This window comes from Desulfothermus naphthae, from assembly GCF_054657475.1.
The window spans coordinates 131890-151877 of the sequence record NZ_BAAHYQ010000001.1; the positions used below are offsets into that span (position 1 = coordinate 131890).

The 19988-nt window shown below is 36.0% G+C and carries 18 protein-coding genes and 1 pseudogene; 9 read left to right on the forward strand and 10 right to left on the reverse strand.

The features are described from left to right. Positions 1–26 precede the first annotated feature (26 nt). From ACYQ1E_RS00650 to ACYQ1E_RS00665, 4 genes and pseudogenes are all read right to left on the reverse strand, one after another. A pseudogene (locus tag ACYQ1E_RS00650) lies at positions 27–1301 on the reverse strand (IS1380 family transposase); the annotation flags it as partial. A 77-nt stretch (positions 1302–1378) separates the two neighbouring features. After that, on the reverse strand, positions 1379–3190 hold the full coding sequence (locus ACYQ1E_RS00655) for an IS1634 family transposase (RefSeq protein WP_459874731.1): 1812 nt from the start codon (positions 3188–3190) through the stop codon (positions 1379–1381). 287 nt (positions 3191–3477) lie between these two features. Then, positions 3478–3663 (reverse strand): transposase, encoded by a 186-nt coding sequence (locus ACYQ1E_RS00660; RefSeq protein WP_459874732.1) that lies wholly within the window; start codon positions 3661–3663, stop codon positions 3478–3480. Positions 3664–3735: 72 nt separating this feature from the next. After that, positions 3736–4908, reverse strand: a complete 1173-nt coding sequence (locus ACYQ1E_RS00665; RefSeq protein ID WP_459874733.1) for a DUF1156 domain-containing protein — start codon at positions 4906–4908, stop codon at positions 3736–3738. 232 nt (positions 4909–5140) lie between these two features. Between ACYQ1E_RS00665 and ACYQ1E_RS00670 the strand changes: the two genes are divergently transcribed. Both ACYQ1E_RS00670 and ACYQ1E_RS00675 read left to right on the forward strand, forming a co-directional pair. Then, positions 5141–6130: an Rpn family recombination-promoting nuclease/putative transposase gene (locus tag ACYQ1E_RS00670; protein WP_459874734.1), complete on the forward strand. Its 990-nt coding sequence runs from the start codon at positions 5141–5143 to the stop codon at positions 6128–6130. A gap of 498 nt (positions 6131–6628) precedes the next feature. Further along, positions 6629–7576, forward strand: coding sequence for an IS1634 family transposase (locus tag ACYQ1E_RS00675; protein WP_459874735.1), 948 nt, complete (start codon positions 6629–6631; stop codon positions 7574–7576). 440 nt (positions 7577–8016) lie between these two features. On the opposite strand, the gene ACYQ1E_RS00680 is transcribed toward ACYQ1E_RS00675, so the two are convergent. From ACYQ1E_RS00680 to ACYQ1E_RS00690, 3 genes are all read right to left on the reverse strand, one after another. Beyond that, positions 8017–9039 carry an Rpn family recombination-promoting nuclease/putative transposase gene (locus ACYQ1E_RS00680; RefSeq protein ID WP_459874736.1) on the reverse strand — a complete coding sequence of 341 codons (1023 nt, stop codon included), beginning with the start codon at positions 9037–9039 and terminating at the stop codon, positions 8017–8019. 124 nt (positions 9040–9163) lie between these two features. Then, positions 9164–9688, reverse strand: a complete 525-nt coding sequence (locus ACYQ1E_RS00685; protein ID WP_459874737.1) for a helix-turn-helix domain-containing protein — start codon at positions 9686–9688, stop codon at positions 9164–9166. 335 nt (positions 9689–10023) lie between these two features. After that, complete coding sequence (locus ACYQ1E_RS00690) at positions 10024–11022, reverse strand: Rpn family recombination-promoting nuclease/putative transposase (protein ID WP_459874738.1); 999 nt, start codon at positions 11020–11022, stop codon at positions 10024–10026. Between the two features lie 333 nt (positions 11023–11355). Here ACYQ1E_RS00690 and ACYQ1E_RS00695 point away from each other — a divergent pair, with 333 nt between their 5' ends. Further along, entirely contained in the window at positions 11356–11763 is a 408-nt protein-coding gene (locus tag ACYQ1E_RS00695) for a cereblon family protein (RefSeq protein ID WP_459874739.1), read from the forward strand. Between the two features lie 17 nt (positions 11764–11780). On the opposite strand, the gene nadD is transcribed toward ACYQ1E_RS00695, so the two are convergent. From nadD to ACYQ1E_RS00710, 3 genes are read right to left on the reverse strand one after another with little or no spacing between them, the layout of a single operon-like run. Beyond that, positions 11781–12425, reverse strand: a complete 645-nt coding sequence (gene nadD / locus ACYQ1E_RS00700) for a nicotinate (nicotinamide) nucleotide adenylyltransferase (RefSeq protein WP_459874740.1) — start codon at positions 12423–12425, stop codon at positions 11781–11783. Positions 12426–12453: 28 nt separating this feature from the next. Next, on the reverse strand, positions 12454–13716 hold the full coding sequence (locus ACYQ1E_RS00705; protein ID WP_459874741.1) for a glutamate-5-semialdehyde dehydrogenase: 1263 nt from the start codon (positions 13714–13716) through the stop codon (positions 12454–12456). A 22-nt stretch (positions 13717–13738) separates the two neighbouring features. Further along, complete coding sequence (locus tag ACYQ1E_RS00710; RefSeq protein ID WP_459874742.1) at positions 13739–14494, reverse strand: MBL fold metallo-hydrolase; 756 nt, start codon at positions 14492–14494, stop codon at positions 13739–13741. Between the two features lie 114 nt (positions 14495–14608). On the opposite strand from ACYQ1E_RS00710, the gene ACYQ1E_RS00715 reads away from it, so the two are divergent. From ACYQ1E_RS00715 to ACYQ1E_RS00740, 6 genes are read left to right on the forward strand one after another with little or no spacing between them, the layout of a single operon-like run. Further along, the gene (locus ACYQ1E_RS00715) at positions 14609–15286 is read left to right on the forward strand and encodes a tetratricopeptide repeat protein (RefSeq protein ID WP_459874743.1); all 678 of its coding nucleotides are present in this window, start codon (positions 14609–14611) and stop codon (positions 15284–15286) included. Between the two features lie 2 nt (positions 15287–15288). Then, entirely contained in the window at positions 15289–17127 is a 1839-nt protein-coding gene (gene iorA / locus ACYQ1E_RS00720; RefSeq protein WP_459874744.1) for an indolepyruvate ferredoxin oxidoreductase subunit alpha, read from the forward strand. Continuing rightward, a complete protein-coding gene (locus ACYQ1E_RS00725) occupies positions 17127–17714 on the forward strand; it encodes an indolepyruvate oxidoreductase subunit beta (RefSeq protein ID WP_459874745.1) in 588 nt (195 codons plus the stop codon). The genes iorA and ACYQ1E_RS00725 overlap by 1 nt, the downstream gene beginning before the upstream one ends. 47 nt (positions 17715–17761) lie before the next feature. Continuing rightward, positions 17762–18301 (forward strand): FmdB family zinc ribbon protein, encoded by a 540-nt coding sequence (locus tag ACYQ1E_RS00730; protein WP_459874746.1) that lies wholly within the window; start codon positions 17762–17764, stop codon positions 18299–18301. Beyond that, entirely contained in the window at positions 18288–19073 is a 786-nt protein-coding gene (locus ACYQ1E_RS00735) for a tetratricopeptide repeat protein (protein ID WP_459874747.1), read from the forward strand. Before ACYQ1E_RS00730 ends, ACYQ1E_RS00735 begins: the two co-directional genes overlap by 14 nt. After that, a complete protein-coding gene (locus ACYQ1E_RS00740; protein WP_459874748.1) occupies positions 19070–19819 on the forward strand; it encodes a cyclic di-GMP-binding domain-containing protein, MshE-related in 750 nt (249 codons plus the stop codon). Before ACYQ1E_RS00735 ends, ACYQ1E_RS00740 begins: the two co-directional genes overlap by 4 nt. Positions 19820–19988: the final 169 nt, after the last annotated feature.

Consider the following 19988-nt stretch of genomic DNA (forward strand, 5'->3'; position numbering starts at 1 on the left):
TTTTGGAGGATACTCTCAAAAAAAGATTAAGCAAATTGTAATGACCGGATGGAATTTTCTATCTTTATCCAACGTTCTTTGAAAAAATAATCCCTCGATAATCGAAGGAACCATTGTCGTCCCGCATGCATCAGCCGAGCTGGAACATGGATTAGAAACATGCGGATTGTGTTGGGCTCTTCTCTAAAACCATCTTCATCGTTGAGCCACATCATCCAAACCAGTAGATTGTAAGCCAGAATACAGGTCTGGAATATGGCGGAGTTGGCCCAAAAATCCTGTGTCAAAATGCTTCCAGAGGCCATCTCTCCCTTACACCACTCAATCCAGTTTTCACTGGCCCCCCGTTGGCAATAATACCTGTGGACGTCCCAGGGACTCAGGTTCATATTTGTTACATAACAAAAATAATCATACTCAGTCTTTGTAACGCTGAAAAAAAAGCAACTAAATTTGCTCTCTATTACTTGACGTACGGCCACAAACCGGCGGGGGTGCTTCCACCTTTCACATTTGTATGTGAATTCGGTCTTCTCATAGCCAGGTCTATTTTTAACCTTGTGCCATTTCTGAGCTTCTAAAAGCTGAGTGAGTCCTCGCATCTTAACCTTGATTAAGTACAAAGCATGAGCCTCTTCTAAGTAGTCTAAAAGTTCTCCATTAAAAAAGGCGGAATCTGCACGTACAATAATTTTCCAGACTCTCCTTGGAAGCTTGGCAAAGCACTCTTGCATAAACTCTACACAACCATTGGCTGAATAAGCATCTCCGGCTCTAAACCAGTTGTGAAGACATTCCCGCGTCTCAGCAATAAAGCAAAGGAGCGGATGATATCCCCTTTGTCCTGGCTTCTTGGGGTTGTAACCCTTCTCGGCACCTTCCTGTTTCCCATACACCCCACGCACTGTAGAGTCCAAATCTAAAGTGATGCGGCTAAACCATTTTTTACCCCAAACCTTTTTGCGCACTTTTGTTTCTACATCGGAGAGCTCATTGCAATGTCGGGGATTAAACAACTTAAAAACCCGATTTATGGTAGTATAGTCAGGAAACCTTTCCCATTTAAAAAGCGACCTCAATGCTAAATCAGATCTTAGGATAAATACATGGCTCATATGCTTAGCCCCAGCTAACACTGCCATCATCAAAATCATGATAATGTCGGAAACCTTATACTGTGCGGTAGCTCCCCGCTTAATAGTAATGTGTTGCTCAAGCATCTTGGGAACCTTCAGTTTGTCAGCAAACAGGCCCAGCAATACCAGTCCGGCGTTGCCCGTAAGATTTTTTTCAGTGAACTTAACCCAAGTTTGTCACTTTTTTTTGTAAGATATTGTAATTATTGAATTCAATCATCTTTTTCTTCACTACAAATTTATCAATTAATTTTTAAAATGCTAGATAAAGGCTTTAAAGGAAGTTCCAGGGCATTATATATCTCCAGTTGAAAAGATTCTAATTCTGTTATTTGTCTCAGATGGATTGTTTTACCTTCCTGGGTTATCATAGTGGTGGTTACTCTAATTATGGTACTTAACTCTCTTCTTATTGTTTCCCATAATTTTGAAATCCCTCTTTGTCTCAATCTCCTTTGAATAACACAAAGCAGATGATAAGCTAATATGGTTAAAAAAATATGACCTGTTATTCGTTTATCTATTCTATGATAGATTGGTCTTAATTTTAGTTCACTCTTTAAGCTCCTGAATGATGCTTCTACATTTGAAAGAAGATTGTAAATCTCCCATAATTCCTTATTACTTAGCTCTGTCCTGGAAGTTCTAAGTTTGTACGCTCCTGAAAATCTTACATGAAGTTTGTCTTTATCTCTTACTCTCCAGCAAATATCCACTGCTTTGCCATTCTCTTCCTTTACTTTAATCTCATAAAATTGCGACACACTGCTGTATTTCTCTTTTATTCTTCCTATCCTCTCCAGTACCTTCGGATAACTTTTGATTCCTACTTTTCTTGTAAGAGATTGCTTGAGCCTTTGTAAATCTTTTTCCAGGCGCAGTTGAATACGATTTTTTATTGCCTCTTCCTTTTTGGCCCTACCGCTACTTTTACAATATAAAAATACCTCTTCAGGCTCTTCTACTCGTATCGCATATACTTTGCCACTATTACTCTCATGAACTATACTTTCTTCACCTGAGGGAAGTTCTTTTACTCGTCGTCTGTCTACACATATATAATCAAGTCCTTTGGCTCTGATTAGTTTTAAATTCTCTTCTGTGGCTATACCTGCATCTATAACTACTGTAAGCTTGCCTGTAAGCGATCTTGGAGAATTTATAAAAAAATCATCTAAAATCTTCTCCAGTGTTGAGGCTTCCGACACATTACCAGGAAAAATCCTGCTGGCCTTGGGAAAACCATCTTCATCAAGTATTATACCTACTGTCACTAATGGCCTATCATTTCGTTTCTCCTTAGATAGACCTCTCTTTGACAATTCTGAGCTTGTAACCTTCCCCTCAAAATATGTATTAGTCAGATCATATAAAATAAGCTGTTCTCCAAGACCAAAAAGTTCTCTTTCTCTTTTTACCACCTTCTCTTCTATAGCTTCTTTATTGGCTATCAGCTTGTCCAGAGTCCTATATAAACTGGATAGCGATACCACTTTTGCATCAATATTCATTACCTCATCAAGCCCACTTAACCGGTGAAACCATTTATGAATTTCCCTCTCACTCCCACAATTTATCAGACTCCCAACTATAAGAACTTTTGCTCTATCTATATCCTTTCTATTAAAACCTATTTCCTTTAAAATTTTTGTAATCATAAGTTTATCATATGCCCAGGCCCCTACAACTTCTGCTCCAACACATCTGACATCTTCGTTTTTTACTGAAGCAACATCAACCATCTTCCAATGAGCCTCATGTTTTGTTTTCTCCTCACTCTTTTGAAGAGCTTTTTTTCTTATTAAACCTGCAAAACGTCTTGCAGGTTTTTCAATTTTTTCAGGGACTTTTAATAACGACAATTGTCCTTTTAATAATTCCTCAATTCTATTAGCAAGAAATTTTAACTCCTCCCTGGACAGATCCAGTTTTCCAAGGTTTAAAATAGTTCTCTGCCTGGGACCATCAGGGGTTCTGTAAGATTCTACTAATTGATGGTAGAAATAAGTTTTTCCAGATTTGGGATCGGTTTTTCTAACTTTGCGGATAAACATAGGTAAGGATTATATCAAATCGGTTTTTCTTTGTCAAGATGCGAAATATTTTTTCTACCACTACATTCAGTTTTTAAAAAATTTAATTCAATAATTCCAACAGATTATAGCATTTTGCATCACAAAATCAACCAAATTTTTTATAAAAATCTTATTATTTTGACAAACTTGGGTTAACATGGAATCTACGCATAGAATCAGTGCCTCCTTCATACTTCCTATTTGAAACACTTTATACCATTAATTCACTATATTGTCAAGCTAAACATTATCTTATGATGCAAATTTTAGGAATTAAGTTTTTCTTCAGCTGAAAATTTTTTATTCATTGTTTTTCCTTTTTGAGCGTTAATTTTCCATGTCATCACTGTACTATAGGGGATATTATTCTCTCTTGCAATAGCAGCAACTGTTTTTGAAGTGGTTAAAATTTGCTTAAGCACACTTTCTTTAACATCTTCAGGATAAAACATAATAAAAGACTCCTTTTCGCCCAGGTTAAAATTTCCCCTTCCCCCTAGGGGGAAGGATGATAAGATAAGAGCTCAAGAAAAGAACCCCTTTCTTATCTCACTAACGCGACATCTTTCCTGAGACATTGGGATTGTATCAACATGAGTAATTTGTCCGCAAAATGGACATTTTACTCCTCTTGAAACAATAGTGCCTTCTGTCCTTTCAATATCCTCTCCTTTAACAATACCAAATCTCACAATTTTCTGTTCCTTATCTACATTCATTGTAAGGACAACTTTTTTACCACCTTTATTACAAAGAAGCAGACTGCGCAAAAGAGGTATCTCCCCCCTACAGGAAGGATTTGAACACGGAGCAGTTCTGGCCCATAAATATCCTACAACAGGTCTGCCATCTTTTCCTGGAGGATAAAGATGACCTATTTTTTGTTTTGTTTTCTCAAGTATCCAATTTGCCCATTTCTCAACATCATGGACAAGAACATTGGGGACCTCTACCTCAACTTCTTTTTTGGTGTCTAATTCTTTTTTTATTACCTTACGCTTGCCAGGTTTCCCATATTTCTGGGGAAATTCGCATGTTGCCCTGAGTATCAGATAAGCTACTGGATTGTAATCATTAGCAATTGGTTGACAGCCAATGCGTCCAGCTTCCAGAGGTATTGCTCCGCCGCCAGCAAAGGGGTCAAGAACAGTGGGGATTTGGCCTTGATTTGCAATTTTTACCAGTTCTCTGGCAATATGAAGTACTTCTTTGCCCTGTTCATTTTCTGGATTAGATATTTCCCATTTGATAAGGCTACGGTCATCAAGTAGTTGTTTAGGTTGTGGCGGTTTTGAGCGTATGCCCATTTCAAATTCTATTGCCTCTTTTGACCATTTGGCAATAAACATGAGCAGGCGATTTCTAAGGGTATCTTCCATTCCATCATAAGGACGATAGGGATCGCTGTCTTTAATTACATTGCGGCCACGATAATAATATTTAAGTTCCTCAGGAACATTTGTTTTCAAATACTTTTCCACTGCTTCTTTAAAATCTTCTGGACATCGTGGATCATCAGGGTCAAACACTAAAGAAGCAAAAACAACAGCACGACAAGCAGCAAGAGGCCTTCTGGCCCACCACAAATGTAGTGTTGAAATATGTCCGTGCCGAAGACTTTTATCCCGCACGCTTTCAGCCGATATTTCCCTGACAGGCAAAGCAACTTCAATAAGGCGGGGACACGTGTTGTTCATAGTGGTCTCCTTTTTGATGATTGGGTATTATTGTATTGCTAGTATCGCATGGTAATAAAAAAGTTGGATTTTTTCTACATATTTTTTCAAATATACAAGCACAGGAATTGAAAAGCGAAAAAGTGCCAAGCAAATAAAGAGTGAACAGTGAACAGAAGAATTTCCACCTCAAGTAAGAGGAGCAAACAAAACTCCCCTTGCCATCCTTTAAAAGGTGTTTTATTAAAAAATTATGGACAAAAAATACATCCAAAATCCACATGATGCATTTGTTAAGGAAGTCTTTTCTCATAAAGAGCAGGCTGAAGATTTTTTAAGAAATTATCTACCTCAAGATATTTGCAGATTAATTGATTTTGATTCCCTTAGTCTTGTCAAAGATTCCTTTGTAGATGAAGATTTAAAAGAACATTTTTCTGATTTACTCTATGAAGTCCAGCTAAGCTCCAGGCCTGGTTTTATTTATTTGCTTTTTGAGCACAAAAGCACTCCACAAAGATTTACTGGTCTGCAACTATTGCGTTACATGGTGAAAATCTGGGACCTTTATCTTAAACAACACCATGAGCCTATTCTTCCTGTTATTATCCCTCTTGTAATTTATAATGGACATAGAAGATGGACGATAAAAACAAATTTTTCCTATCTTTTTGGAGAAATAGAAAAGGAGCTAAATAAATATATACCTGAATTTAATTATTTACTTTATGATTTGTCCACTCTATCAGATGAAAAGATCAAGGGGAGAGTGATATTAAAAGCCACTTTAATGGCACTAAAATATCTTACAACACCTGAACCAGGCAAACATCTAAAAGGAATTTTTAGTCTTTTTAAAGAGCTTGGTGAGAGCAATACACCCCTTCAATACTTAGAAACACTTTTACGTTACATAGCAAGTGCTAGTGATAAAATAGAAGAAAAAGACATAACAGAAGCAATAAAACAAATAGGAAAGGAGGCAGATATTATGCCAACTCTTGCAGAAAAATGGATAGAACAAGGAGAACAACAAGGGATGATTAAAGGCATGGTCTTAGATGCTCAAGAAATGGTTCTCGAGGCCTTGATAGAGAGGTTTGGACTTATTAAACCAGATTTGTCTGTTAAAATTAAGGGAATAGTTAACAGAGAGGTTTTAAAAAGCCTGCTTAAATTAGCTATTAGAGTGGATTCTTTGTCTGAGTTTGAGGAAAAATTAAAACAACTTGACCAGTGCTAGGGCTTAGATTTTAGACTTTAAATTTCTGGGTAAGGAATTTTTTGTTTGACATTAACAGCATATTTAACAAAAATATATAATATATAACAATTTAAAATAGTCCAACATTCATCTATTACTCTTAGAAAGAGGGACGGCTCACTTTAAAATTATCGAATACTTTCAGCAAAATTTGGTGACATCTTTACTGACATTCACCGAAATATATCCTGGTAGAAGTGGCGGATTATTTTGACACTGTACTTCTTCCTCGTATTAAAAAGGTGGTCTATTCCAAGGATTGGAAGGGTGGCAAACCAAAATCAGATCAAAAAGGAAATCTTAACCCAAGTTTGTCAAAATAATAGGATTTTTATAAAAAATTTGGTTGATTTTGTGGTGCAAAATGTTATAATCTGTTGGAATTATTGAATTAAATTTTTTAAAGACTGAATGTAGTGGTAGAGAAAATATTTCGCATCTTGACAAAGAAAAACCGATTTGATATAATCCTTACCTATGTTTATCCGCAAAATTAGAAAAACCGATCCCAAATCTGGAAAAACTTATTTCTACCATCAATTAGTAGAATCTTACAGAACCCCTGATGGTCCCAGGCAGAGAACTATTTTAAACCTTGGAAAACTGGATCTGTCCAGGGAGGAGTTAAAATTTCTTGCTAATAGAATTGAGGAATTATTAAAAGGACAATTGTCGTTATTAAAAGTCCCTGAAAAAATTGAAAAACCTGCAAGACGTTTTGCAGGTTTAATAAGAAAAAAAGCTCTTCAAAAGAGTGAGGAGAAAGCAAAACATGAGGCTCATTGGAAGATGGTTGATGTTGCTTCAGTAAAAAACGAAGATGTCAGATGTGTTGGAGCAGAAGTTGTAGGGGCCTGGGCATATGATAAACTTATGATTACAAAAATTTTAAAGGAAATAGGTTTTAATAGAAAGGATATAGATAGAGCAAAAGTTCTTATAGTTGGGAGTCTGATAAATTGTGGGAGTGAGAGGGAAATTCATAAATGGTTTCACCGGTTAAGTGGGCTTGATGAGGTAATGAATATTGATGCAAAAGTGGTATCGCTATCCAGTTTATATAGGACTCTGGACAAGCTGATAGCCAATAAAGAAGCTATAGAAGAGAAGGTGGTAAAAAGAGAAAGAGAACTTTTTGGTCTTGGAGAACAGCTTATTTTATATGATCTGACTAATACATATTTTGAGGGGAAGGTTACAAGCTCAGAATTGTCAAAGAGAGGTCTATCTAAGGAGAAACGAAATGATAGGCCATTAGTGACAGTAGGTATAATACTTGATGAAGATGGTTTTCCCAAGGCCAGCAGGATTTTTCCTGGTAATGTGTCGGAAGCCTCAACACTGGAGAAGATTTTAGATGTTTTTTTTATAAATTCTCCAAGATCGCTTACAGGCAAGCTTACAGTAGTTATAGATGCAGTATAGCCACGGAAGAGAATTTAAAACTAATCAGAGCCAAAGGACTTGATTATATATGTGTAGACAGAGGGCGAGTAAAAGAACTTCCCTCAGGTGAAGAAAGTATAGTTCATGAGAGTAATAGTGGCAAAGTATATGCGATACGAGTAGAAGAGCCTGAAGAGGTATTTTTATATTGTAAAAGTAGCGGTAGGGCCAAAAAGGAAGAGGCAATAAAAAATCGTATTCAACTGCGCCTGGAAAAAGATTTACAAAGGCTCAAGCAATCTCTTACAAGAAAAGTAGGAATCAAAAGTTATCCGAAGGTACTGGAGAGGATAGGAAGAATAAATAAAAAAAGGGACGGGCGAATAATGAGTAACCTACAAAGAAAAGGAACAATATCTACCCCCAACTTGAGGTGAAAATTTTATTCTGTTCACTGTTCACTCTATAACACCTTTCTCTTACAATTCAAGTTGTTTTAATCTCTCTTCAAATTCCTGTATGGACTCTACTCTAATAGCCAGTTTATGCAGGATTTTTAAAACATCTCTGTTGCCCACACCTCTGATTTTAACAGATAACTCTGGTTTAACAAGCCCAAATCTCTCTATCAGAGCTTCCATGACCATTTCCTGGGCATCCAGGATCATGCCTTCCATACGACCTTCCATACGACCTTCTATACGACCTTCTATACGACCTTCTGTACGTCCTTGTTCTATCCATTTTTCTGCAAGTGTTGGCATAATATCTGCCCCCTTTTCTATTTGTTTTATTGCCTTTTTTATATCCTCTTCTTCTATCTTGTCAGTTGCACTCACTATATAGCGAAGTAGTGTTTCCAGATATTGAAGTGGTGTATTACTCTCACCAAGTCCTTTAAAGAGATTGAAAATTCGCTCCAGATGTTTACCTGGTTCAGGTGTTGTAAGGTATTTAAGGGCCATTAAAGTAGCCTTTAATATCACTGTTCCTTTGATCTCTTCTTCAGATATACTAGATAGGTCATAAAGCAGGTAATTAAAGTCTGGTATATAAACATCTAACTCTTTTTCAGTCTCTCCAAAAAGATCGGAAAAGTTTGTTTTTATTGTCCATTTTCTGTAACCATTGTATATGACTAACGGAATAATAACAGGTAGAGTAGAAGATTGATTTTGTTTGAGATATAGATCCCAGATTTTGACCATGTATCTGAGAAGCTGCAGAGCAGTGAATCTTTGCGGGATGCTTTTGTGCTCAAAAAGCAAATAAATAAATCCATCTCTGGAACTTATCTGAACTTCATAGAGCAAATCAGAAAAATGTCTTTTTAAATCTTCATCCACAAAGGAGTCTTTGACAATGGCAAGAGAATTAAAATCAATTAATTTGCAGATATTTTGAGGCAGATAATTTTTTAAAAAATCTTCAGCCTGCTCTTTGTGTGAGAAGATTTCCTTCACAAATGCGTCATGAGGGTTCTGTATATATTTTCTCTCCATAACTTTTTTATTAAAACACCACTTAATAAATGGCAAGAGGAGTTTGGAAAATAGTAAATAATGAACAGGAGAGAAGGTAGAAAGAGGTAGACAGCCCTTGTTCACTTCCTTTATGTGTGAACCATTATTCGCCCGTCCCTATTTTTTTCCCTAAGAGCTGAAGCAAGCCCCCTTTTTTCCCCTCCTTTTGTGCCTCGGCACAGGCTTTTTCTGCTTTCGGCCTTGGAACTTTCTTCTTGATACCAAGCCGAACAAACAACGATCGCATCCCCCAGTAGCTGTATTTGACTTTGAACTCTTTCGCTACCCACTCTACAGCATCTTGTATCGTTTTAAAGACTCCTTCTGCTGCCTTAGCTTTCAATTGCTCCTTTTGCTCTGCACTCAACCAGCATTCTCTCCCCTGTCGCCCTCCTTTCTTTCGTCGCCTCACTTCTTCTATACCCCCTGACCTATACCATGCTATCCAACGTCGAAGCGTTCGTTCATGGATACCTAAAACTTTTTTCACCTCTGCTACTGAATACCCTTTCCTCAAAAGCCAAAATGCATGCAATCGAGAACGTATCTCAACATCTTGTTCTCTTTTATACAATTCCAATAATTCCTTTTCCCTCTCTCGCCATTCTATATTCATCCTCTTAGACATCACTACCCCTCTCATCTGAAACTGGAGGCCTTTTATTTTATAATATGTCTTTTCCAAAGGCAAATGGTATAAGCATGATTCACACCCATTTATTAGTCAATCATTGGTCAATTTAGTCAATTGTCAAAGATAAAATAAATTCCCCAGGAAAAGGCCATTAAAATTCCCCCCTATATGACAATCGCCTCGGGAAATTTTTTGTCCGGAGGTGAAATTAAAAATATGGACGGGCATATATTGCTACCCTCGAAGGAAATAGCTGCCTACACCTGTAGGTTTTAGATGTAAATTCTTTCTCTTCACTGTTTACAGCTCTCTGTTCACTCCAGCTACTCTTACAATTCAAGTTGTTTTAATTTCTCCTCAAATTCCTGGATGGAATCTACTCTAATAGCCAGTTTATGCAGGATTTTTAAAACATCTCTGTTGCCCACACCTCTGATTTTAACAGATAACTCTGGTTTAACAAGCCCAAATCTCTCTATCAGAGCTTCCATGACCATTTCCTGGGCATCCAGGATCATGCCTTCCATACGACCTTCTATACGTCCTTCTGTACGTCCTTGTTCTATCCATTTTTCTGCAAGTGTTGGCATAATATCTGCCCCCTTTTCTATTTGTTTTATTGCCTTTTTTATATCCTCTTCTTCTATCTTGTCAGTTGCATTGGCTATATACCGAAGTAGTGTTTCCAGATATTGAAGTGGTGTATTACTCTCACCAAGTCCTTTAAAGAGATTGAAAATTCGCTCCAGATGTTTACCTGGTTCAGGTGTTGTAAGATATTTAAGAGCCATTAAAGTAGCCTTTAATATTACTGTTCCTTTGATCTCTTCATCAGATATAGAGGATAGGTCGTAAAGGAGGTAATTAAAGTCTGGTATATAACTATCTAACTCTTTTTCAGTCTCTCCAAAAAGTTCGGAAAAGTTTGTTTTTATTGTCCATTTTCTGTAACCATTGTAGATGACTAATGGAATAATAACAGGTAGAGTAGAAGATTGATTTTGTTTGAGATATAGATCCCAGATTTTGACCATGTATCTGAGAAGCTGCAGAGCAGTGAATCTTTGCGGGATGCTTTTGTGCTCAAAAAGCAAATAAATAAATCCATCTCTGGAACTTATCTGAACTTCATAGAGCAAATCAGAAAAATGTCTTTTTAAATCTTCATCCACAAAGGAGTCTTTGACAATGGCAAGAGAATTAAAATCAATTAATTTGCAGATATTTTGAGGCAGATAATTTTTTAAAAAATCTTCAGCCTGCTCTTTGTGTGAGAAGATTTCCTTCACAAATGCGTCATGAGGGTTCTGTATATATTTTCTCTCCATAACTTTTTTATTAAAACACCACTTAATAAATGGCAAGAGGAGTTTGGAAAATAGTAAATAATGAACAGGAGAGAAGGTAGAAAGAGGTAGACAGCCCTTGTTCACTTCCTTTATGTGTGAACCATTATTCGCCCGTCCCTATTTTTTTCCCTGAGGAAGTGAAATTAAATCCTTGATAAAATCTTTCACTTTAGGCAAAGTGATTTCACAATCAACCATAGGGCGCCTTCCATAATAATATGCAGATTTAAAGAGCGGAGGTTAGAAGAGAAGATCTGCCCTGTACAAACAGGCCTGCAGTCTGCTCAAAGGATTGGAAGTTAGGACTTACATATGGCTTTATCACAGGTTATTTTATTTAAAAAAAGTTTATCACCAGATATAGAGGTGATCATTAAAGAACAGACTGAAAAAATAGAACAAAAAAAAGATATATATTATTTATGTAAATTTTGCAAAACCAAAATTACCTCAGCAAGATACAAGATTAAAATAAATGGCAAATTCAAACATGTGTGCGCAAATCCCCATGGATTAATATTTGAAGTTGGTTGTTTTTCAGATGGCAAAAATTTTATCCCTGCAGGAAAACCCACCAAAGATTTTACATGGTTTCCTGGTTATGCATGGCAAATAGTTGTTTGTGCCACATGTCTTAACCATTTAGGATGGTTATATACGTCTTCAGAAAGTTCCTTTCTTGGCCTGATACTCACAAATCTAATTGAAGAGAAAAATTAATTTTCTATTGCTTATAATCACACATCTTTCAAAAGGAGTTTACAATATTCCTGAGATATTTTTTTCTCAAGGGATTCTGGAACTAGACCCCGCAAAAATTTTTGGGTCATAGCCTTTTTTCTTATCAAAGAGCTACTTATCTCTAACCTTGGAATCTCAATATAATGTATTTTATATTCTCCCACTTGCCAAACAAAGTTCTGGTTTGTTTTTGCTGAAAGATTTTTTTCAATAAAAAATTGCAAATTATGAAGGTCCCCTTGTCTCCTTCCAACTACGATAAAATTACATAAATCAAAAAGATGTCTCCATTTATACCACTTAGTTAAATGGGTTATTTCGTCTCCTCCAATAACAAAATAGAGATCATCTCCAGGGTATAGTTGTTTTAATTCTTCTAAAGTAATAACTGTATAAGAAGGGGTGCTCCTCTTTGCTTCAATTGTATTTATCCTTAAAAAGGAAATACCATTTATTGCTATTTTTATAAGCTCTACCCTTTTCTCAAAATCAAGTAATTTTTCATCCAATTTATGGGGAGGGCGAGGAGCTGGGATGAGTTCAACAAAATCAAGATCCATTTGTTCTTTTACTTCAATGGCCACCCTTATGTGGCCATTGTGTATGGGATTAAAACTTCCTCCAACAAATCCTATTTTCATATCCTCTCCAAAAAGTGATAAACTACTTCTAAGTCCGTATTTGTCCATCTCCAAAGGCTATAAACTTGGTAGTTGTTAACTCTTTTACCCCCATTGGACCATAGGCGTGCAATTTTGATGTACTGATACCGATCTCTGCACCAAGTCCAAGCTCGCCTCCATCATTAAATCTTGTGGAAGCATTAACAAGCACCAGTGATGCATCTACCTCTTTTAAAAACCTCATTGCCCTTTGATGATTATTTGTCAAAATCGCCTCTGTGTGATTAGAGCCATATAGAGAGATGTGTTCCTGGGCTTCATCTTGATTTGCCACCACTTTAACTGCCATCTTAAGCTCTAAAAATTCATATCCAAAATCTTCTTGTTTGGCTTCTTCAGCCCACTTTTCAAGATATTTAAAAGACTTTTTATCTGCCTTAAATAAAACTCCAGCTCCTCCAAGCTTTTCACCTACCTTTGGTAGGAGTGAAGGTGCTATTTTTTCATGAACCAGTAAGCATTCAAGGGCATTACACACACCAGGTCTTTGAACCTTGGCATTATAGATTATCTCTACTGCCTGATCTATGTCCACATCTTCATCCACATATATATGACAAACACCTTTGTAGTGTTTTAAAACAGGCATCTTTGCACCCTCGACCACTGTGCGAATTAGCCCTTCTCCGCCCCTTGGGATTATCACATCAATATATTCTTCTAGTTTGAGCATTTCTGAAACTGCTGTTCTATCAGTTGTGGGAATAAGTTGCACTGCATCTTCAGGCAGACCAGCTTCTAATAGGGCCTTTGAAAATAACTTAGCCAAGACCTGATTTGAATAAAATGCTTCAGATCCCCCTCTTAAAATAACCGCATTTGATGCCTTAACACACAAGATCCCCGCATCAATTGTAACATTTGGCCGAGATTCATAAATCATCCCAATAACACCCAAAGGAATCCTCATTTTACCAACTAAAAGACCCTTTGGCCTTTTCCACATTGTCTCAATTGCCCCTACTGGATCCGGAAGTTGAGCAACTTCAATACAACCTTTCCTCATCGAATCTATGACCTTATCTGAAAGGGTTAACCTGTCTATTTTTGCGCTGCTAAGTCCCCTTTTCTCTGCCAGTTCCAAATCCTTTTTATTTTCCTCTTGAATATATTTTTTTTCAGATTCAAGCATATCAGAAAGTATTATTAATGCCTTATTCTTTTTTTCACTTGATGCCTTGGCCATTAATTTTGAAGCCCTTTTAGCCCTCTTTCCAATATCTAATACCAGATTTCCTATATCAGACATAAATTCCCTCCTGTGTCAGTTTTTAAAGGGTTATTTTATTTCCATGAACAGGAATAATAATATTTAGGTCGTTAAATTTATCTTTATTATTCTCAAAATAAGAAACAATGCTATCCCTTGCATCTCTTTGCATATGAACTGGTGCAAAGGTCTTAGCACCTACTTTTCTCGCAAAATCAATACAATTTACAAAATTTCCGTGACCATGAATGTCTTCATCAAGCAAAAATGTCTCTTGAACCAAAAGATCACAACCCTTTGCTATTTCATAACAACCTTCTTTTGGTGGTCCATCTCCACTATAATAAAGAACTTTTTCGCCATCTGAGATTCTAACTCCTAGGTCAGGCTGCGTATGTCCAGTGGAGGCTCCAGAAAATTTAACTTCTTCTATTTCTTTTTCTTCCCCTTCTACTAACTGGTGAAATATATAATCAAAGGAAATCTTGTCTGCCAGGGTTGGAAAAGCAAGTTTCATAGACGAATTCACAACATAGTCTATTCCTTTCTGACCAACAAAGTGAAGGGGCCTTCTTCTTCCCTGTTCCCAAAATCTCAACAAAAGAAGTGGTAGACCCAAGAAATGATCCCCGTGGAAGTGGGAAATCCAGATTATGTCCACCTTGTTTACGTCTTTTTCATATTTAAAAAACTCATGGGTTACACTAAAACCGCAATCAAGCAGCAGTGTCTTTTGATTCCCAGTGTATAAGAGTAAAGACGTATTTGGATATTTCTCATCACAGGCCTCACCAACTCCTAGAAAAATCACCTCCATACACTTCTCCTTTGACTTTCAGCTATAAAATTTTTTGACCTTTTTTTTAAAAGGGGTTAAAAGACTTCCTCAAAAACTTAAATTTCAAAATAAACTACACGGAGGTAAATTCAAATGCAAGACAAAAAAAAGACCAAACTATCTATTCCAATAGAAGAAGAAATTGCAAAAGAGGCCATGCCTCTTGTTGAAAAAATCATCTCTCACTTAAGGGAAATTGTCATAGCTGTGGGCGCTATTGTTGTGATTGCAGCTGGGTATTCTGGATACAAATGGTATACACAAAATAAATTAAATAACATCAAAAAAGAGCTTGGTTCTATATTGCTTTTAAAAGAAGACAACGAAAAGATATCTAAACTAAATAAATTGCTCAAAGAGGCCCCATCATCAATAAAACAGGCAATACGGCTTCAGCTTGCCAAGTTATACATAAAGACAAAACAATATGATAAGGCAGTATCTATGTTTGGACAAGTTGCAGAAAACAGTGATGATCCCAATGTAAAGGGGATTGCAATCATAGGAAAAGCCAATTGTTTTAAACTGATGGGGAAAAAGACCGAGGCCCTAAAGATACTTCTGAAATTAAAAGACAATCAGGAATATGCACAAATAGTAACAATGGAGATTGCAAGACTGGCAGAAGATACTCAAAATATAGAGCAGGCCTTGTGGGCATATAAAAAACTAAGATCAAGTCTTGGAGTAGGTGATCCAAATGGTTTATTCTATCAATATAAAATAGCTCAACTAGAGCAAAAACTACAAAATCAAACAAAAGGAAAGTAATTATGAGACACATATTGCTGGACTCAAAATCAGGAGAAAAACATCTCTTATTGGGTAATGAAGCAGTAGCCAGGGGTGCAATTGAGGCTGGAGTTGGTTTTGTTTCAGCCTATCCTGGGACACCCTCCTCTGAAGTACCAGATACATTTTATAAATTATCTCCCTATGGAGACTTTTATTTTGAATATTCAGTAAATGAAAAAGTTGCCCTTGAAGTTGGGGGAGGTGCATCATTGGGTGGTGTGCCAACCTTGGTCTGCATGAAACACGTAGGAGTAAATGTTGCTGCTGATCCCCTTATGAGCCTTGCATATGTTGGAACGCCTGGGGGTCTGGTCTTACTGAGCGCAGATGATCCTGGTTGCCATTCAAGCCAAAACGAACAGGATAATAGATACTATGCGCGACTAGCAGGCCTGCCCTGTTTTGAACCCTCTACTGCCCAGGAAGCAAAGGATATGACCAAAGAGGCGTTACTTTTATCGAGAAAGTGGCAACAACCAGTTATGCTAAGGACCACAACAAGGATAAACCACTTAAGAGGGCCAGTTGTATTTGGCGAAAAAAAACAAGTACCTAAAGCTGAATTTAAAAGAGATCCCTATAGATTTGTTCCCTTACCAGCAATAGCAAGACTAAGACATCCAGTGCTTTTAGAAAATCTAGAAAAAATAAGAAAAGAAATAGAAAACCATCCTTATAATAAGGCCAGAATAAAAAGCAAATTGGGAATAATTGCTAGTGGGATTTCAAGGGCATATTTAAATGACGTGCTAAATGATTTAGATCTATTTGATGAAGTATCTGTACTGGAGCTAGGGATCACATATCCTTTAGCTGAAAAAACCTTACTTGATTTTCTTTCTCAGATGGATAAGGTTTTGGTTTTAGAGGAGTTAGAGCCTATTTTAGAAGATAGTGTAAGGATGATTTGCCAAAAAAACAATTTAAACACAAAAGTCTATGGAAAGGACGAAAATCTTACAAGACTCTTTGAATATTCAACAAAAAAAATAGAAGCTGCTATCCTCAAATTTCTTGAAAGGCCCAAAAGCAAGACCAAAGGGTGTGAAGAAGAAAAGGAACTTCCTGGAAGACCCCCAAACCTGTGTGCAGGATGTCCCCACAGGGCAGTTTACTACTCTGTTAGAAAGGTTTTTGGAGATGATGCAATCTACGCAACTGATATTGGTTGTTATACCCTGGGATTTTTACCTCCACACAGGGCATGTGACTTTTTATTTTGCATGGGATCCTCAATATCTGGAGGCTCTGGTATGGCACGGGCAACAGGAAAAACTGTAATCGGCTATATTGGGGATTCCACATTTTTCCACTCTGGATTAACTGGACTTGTAAATGCGGTTCACAACAACCACAACTTACTGGTAATTATATTAGATAATCAGACCACTGCCATGACTGGACATCAGCCCCATCCAGGTGTTGATAAAACACTAATGGGGGATAACAAAAGCAGAGTAGATATTGAAACAATTGTTAAAGGATGTGGTGTTACACATGTTAAAAAGGTAAACCCATTAAATCTCAAAAAAACCCTTTCTGTGTTACAAAAATTTAAAGAATTATCTGGAGTTAGAGTCATAATTGCTGAGCAGCCCTGCACCCTCTTTGCAACAAAGGTTCTTAAGAAAAAAAGTCTAACTTATGCATATGTTGAAAAGCAACATGAAGAAGTTGAAAAATGTTTAAAAGAACTTGCATGTCCTGCCTTTTATAAAAAAGATGGGAAAATTTTTATAGATGAAAGTCTATGTTCTGGGTGTATGTTCTGTGTACAAATAACTAACTATATAAAAGCCAAAAAAAGGAAATCATAATGGGAAAGATGAGAATATTTTTAGCAGGGGTTGGTGGACAGGGCACACTGACTGCAACTAATTTAATTTCTTTAATTGCCCTAGATAAAAATATAGAGGTAACTTCAGGTGAAATCCATGGCATGGCACAGAGGGGAGGGATCGTAGAGTCCACTGTGCTTCTTGGAGGGTATTTAAGCCCTAAAATTGACATTGGAGAAGCAGATGTATTGCTGGGATTTGAACCAGTTGAGACCCTGCGTTCGCTTAAATACCTAAAAAAAGGCGGAACCATTGTCTGGAATACAGAACCAACCTATCCTGTTGGAGTTTCAATTGGCATGGAAAAATATCCTGAAATGGATTACATTGAAGAGAAAATAAATAAATGTGCACAAAATAGCTATAAACTCTCATGTATAGAATTAGCAAAAAAAGCAGGTACAATAAAGTGTGCCAATATAGTCCTTTTAGGCGCTTTTTTTTCTATAAATGAGTCCCCTTTTACCTTAAATGACCTAATTGATGGCATAAAAAAGCATATGTCTCCCAAAATCCAGGATATAAATATTAAGGCAGCAAAACTTGGCAGCGAGGCTATTAAGTAATATAAATATTGCAGTTGTGCAAAAATAATGGATGGGAGGTGATAAAAATGCCTGTATATGAATTTTATTGTGAAAATTGTCATATGATATTTAATTTCCTTAGCAAACGCATAAACACAAAAGACACCCCCATCTGTCCCAAGTGCAAAAACAAAAACATGAAGAGAAAGGTATCTATCTTTTCAGTAATTTCTTCTTCAAAAAAAGAAAATGACAATGGGGAGATGGATGACCCAATCTCAAAGATGCTCTCTCAGGTAGATGAGAAAAAACTTGAAAGTGCCATTGCTTCTCTAGCTGATCAAGCTGATAAAATAGACGAGGACAATCCAAAAGAAATGGCAAAGCTCATGAAAAAACTATTTGAAACAACAGGACTTAAAATGGGAGGGGCAATGGAAGAGGCCCTAAGACGACTGGAAGCAGGCGAGGACCCTGAAAAAATTGAAGAAGAAATGGGCGATCTATTTGAAGATGAAAATTCACTCTTTGATCTTAAAAAAACAAAAATTTCAAAATTGTTGCCACCTAAAGAAGACGAAACCCTCTACAATATGGATGACTATATAGTAAATGAAACAAAATAAGAGATTAAATATTGGCCATTCTAATAGAATTTACGGCGTATTTTCAATTATAAAAAGCGGAAAGATTGGGGCCGGACATACTCAAAGAAACAGTAGTCACAAATTGTTATTCTTTGCCAAAGAGCAAGAAGATAGCAGTATATCTCTTCAGCCAATAAATAAGAATTTTGTTCCCTCAGGGCCAAGGTCCTTTATCTCCAAAGAAGAATTTCTTCAAAACTTCATACCCGAGCCTGATATATACATGAACAAAGTCTATCCTGCTATAAGGGAATTACAAAAGACTATTGCAAGAGGCGAAAGGTATAGAAGAAATAAAAAATACTATAGCGCTGAATATGAATTCAAAAATGCACTTAGAATTGATGAAGAAAATATTAGAGCTACCTTTGGACTTGGATTTACCTATTTAGATAAAGGCGATAAAGAAAAGGCCAAATTAGTGTTTAAAAGGATTTACAATTTAAATGCTGCCTTTGAGAGGGAACATAAACACCTGTTCAATGAATTTGGCATTAAAATGAGAAAATATAAAATGTATAAAGAGGCTCTAAAATATTACTTTAAAGCTTATAGACTGGAAAAATGGGATGAACATCTTTTTTTTAATATTGCGAGGACATTATTTGAATTGAACAAATATAAACAAGCCCTGAAATTTGTAAATAAAGGACTTGCTATAAACCCTGATTTTGAAGAAGGAATTAAATTAAAGAGAGTTATTGAAAAAAGATTACAAACTCAAAATCCTACATGTGGGATGGTAAAATGAATGATAGATTCTTTGGAGAGTATTTAATATCAAAGGGAATAATAGATGAAAACACATTGAAGGACCTTTTAAATGAACAGATACAAAGAAATAAAAAGATAGGAGAGATCTGTGTTGAGAAAAAACTTTTGTCTGCAAAGGACGTAGAAAAGATCATTCAAATTCAACAAATAGAAGATAAACCTTTTTGTGAAATTGCAAAAAAATTAAATCTTCTTAGTCAAAAACAAATTGACGAGATTTTATTTTTGCAGGATGTAAAACATGTTCATCTTGGAGAATTACTTGTAGAGAAAAAAATAATCTCTTTTGAAAAGTTATCTCCCTTATTAGAGGAATATCTAGAGATAGAGCACAAAAGAAATAATTACTTAAACGAATATATTCAAAGTCTTAACGAGAAAGAGCTAAAACTAATTATAGAGGTTGTTACAAATTATTTTGTAAGAATTAGACACGAGATATTAAAACCTATTTATGTAAATAAAAAAATAATTAATTTAAAATTAACGTCTATTTTAAAAATCAAAATATACAACAAAGAAAAAAAGACATTTCATCTAAAAATTTTTGGAAGATATGATACTTTGGATGATTTTATTAAAGTCACTAAAAATTACCTCTTAAATAAAAACATAAAATGCCAAATAGAAAATGTAAATACACTTGAAGGTATTGAAACAGAAAACAATATCATATTTTATTCTCCTGGTGGCAACATGGTTATTTTGTTTTATCAATCTTAAATGAAGACTTATACATAATAAGCCACTTCTTTGTCTGTCTGCCCCCTATTCTCTATAAATGGCACTCTTATTTTTTCATCTTCTATACCACATAAGCCAATAAAGAAGATAGTAAAAAAATGTTTTTTTCATCTTCTTTCCCACTTATTTTTATGTTTTTAATGTCTTT